The following is a 1,817-nucleotide window of genomic DNA, read 5'->3' as shown; positions in this document are numbered from 1 at the left end:
TTTTAAGCGTAGACAGCGAGCCAGTGGGCCGTAAGCCAAGTGGTTGAAGGGATTGAGCCTCGAAAACTTATGAAATGGGAATGCCGATGGCGTTATACTTCCAGAAGGCAACACGCCAGACATCGTTAAGGCAAGAGGTCTGTGGGTTCCCCGGGGTCTGAGACCATGGCACGCTGAGCATCAATAAGGTACGGCAACTTGGGAGATCCCAGCGGGTCTTTCGAAAGAAGAAAGTATAGCGAACCAAGCAATCAAATGTAAGGACGTTAAATGTCTGCTGGGAAGTCGGAGGAAGCACATAGTACCCATGACATCGGGTAATGCCGGTTGAGGGAAGGTGTTTTCCCTTGTTTATGAATCTTATCTGGGACACATCGGCACACACAGAGGTGACAGTAGAGATGACTACAAAACAGGTAAGAATAGCAGAGCTAGCGAAGGAAAATCCGAAGATGGCCTTCACCTCTCTGGCTCATTTATTGAGCGTAGAGGAATTGAGGGTCTGTCACCGGGAGCTGCAGGGAAACAAAGCAGCGGGCATCGATCAGATGACGAAGGCAAGCTATCAAGAACATCTTGATGAACACCTTGCCGATCTGGATAAGCGCCTGAAGCAGAAAAGCTATCGGCCGCTCCCTGTCCGGCGGACATATATTGATAAACCGGGAACAAAGAAGGAACGCCCACTGGGCATCCCTGCCTATGAGGATAAAATTGTTCAGCGGGGTCTGGCGAAGATCCTTAATGCCATCTATGAGCAAGACTTTCTTGACTGTTCCTTCGGTTTCCGCCTAAATAGGAACTGCCATGATGCACTTAAAGTCCTGAATGTCTTCATTGAAAAGAAGTACACGAACTACATTGTTGATGTGGACATCAGGGGCTTTTTCGATCATGTCGACCATCAATGGATGATGCGTTTTCTCAAGCTACGGATCAAGGATCCAAGCTTTCTGAGGCTCATTGCCCGTTTTCTAAAAGCGGGTTACATGGAGAAGGAAACTTGGCACGCAAGCGAACAAGGGACGCCGCAAGGCGGACTGATCTCGCCGATCCTAGCTAACGTCTATCTGCACTATGTGATCGACCTATGGTTTACGAAAGCGGTGAAGAAACAGTGCCAAGGACAGGCTTATCTGGTGCGCTATGCCGATGACTTTGTCTGTTGTTTTCAGTATAAACAGGAAGCCCAACGATTCTATTGCGATCTGAAGCGGCGCCTAGAAAATTTAACCTGGCGCTTGCGGAGGAGAAAGCGAGGATCATCCCTTTCGGACGATTCGCTCAGGAAAATGCCAAGAGAAATGGAAACAGGAAGCCAAAGACTTTTGACTTCCTGGGATTCACCCACTATTGTGGGCAAAGTAAAAGCGGACATTTTCGAGTCAAGCGGAAAAGCAGCCGAAAGAAAGTGGGTGCCAAACTCAAAGCCTATTCGCAGTGGCTGAAAGGCCATCGGACCCAAGAGATTGACTTCATCATGGATCGGCTCAAGAGGTCGTTGACCGGCTATTACAACTACTATTGTATCACCGATAACAGTCTAAGCGTGAGCGCTTTTCGATTGCAGGTGATTCGGTTGCTGTATAAATGGTTAAACAGAAGGAGCCAGAAACGATCGTTCACATGGGAAAAATTTAATCAATTTCTCAAACGCTTCCCTCTGCCGCAACCGCGAATCAAGGTCAATATTTATCAACTTCGGTCGGAGCTGAGCTACATTCTGTGAAACATGAACAAGAAGAGCCGTGTGCGTAAATAGCGCACGCACGGTTCCGTGAGGGGACAGAAGATGTGAATCGCTGTCCTACTCGACA

At 48.3% G+C, this 1,817-nt stretch carries 1 protein-coding gene; it reads left to right on the top strand.

Going from position 1 to position 1,817, the window contains the following annotated elements; genetic code table 11:
• Positions 1-401: 401 nt before the first annotated feature.
• Positions 402-1,448 carry a reverse transcriptase domain-containing protein gene (locus tag E4665_RS17970; protein ID WP_241654973.1) on the top strand — a complete coding sequence of 349 codons (1,047 nt, stop codon included), beginning with the start codon at positions 402-404 and terminating at the stop codon, positions 1,446-1,448.
• Positions 1,449-1,817: the final 369 nt, after the last annotated feature.

The sequence above is a fragment of the Sporolactobacillus shoreae genome, from assembly GCF_004684935.1.
Taxonomy (GTDB): Bacteria; Bacillota; Bacilli; order Bacillales; family Sporolactobacillaceae; genus Sporolactobacillus; species Sporolactobacillus shoreae.
Note: the sequence above shows the minus strand (reverse complement) of the source record. Positions and strands in the feature narration are given on the sequence as shown.

Bases quoted from the DNA above. Each gene is read 5' to 3' on its own strand.
- E4665_RS17970 (WP_241654973.1), top strand. From the start codon at position 402: ATGACTACAAAACAGGTAAGAATAGCAGAGCTAGCGAAGGAAAATCCG.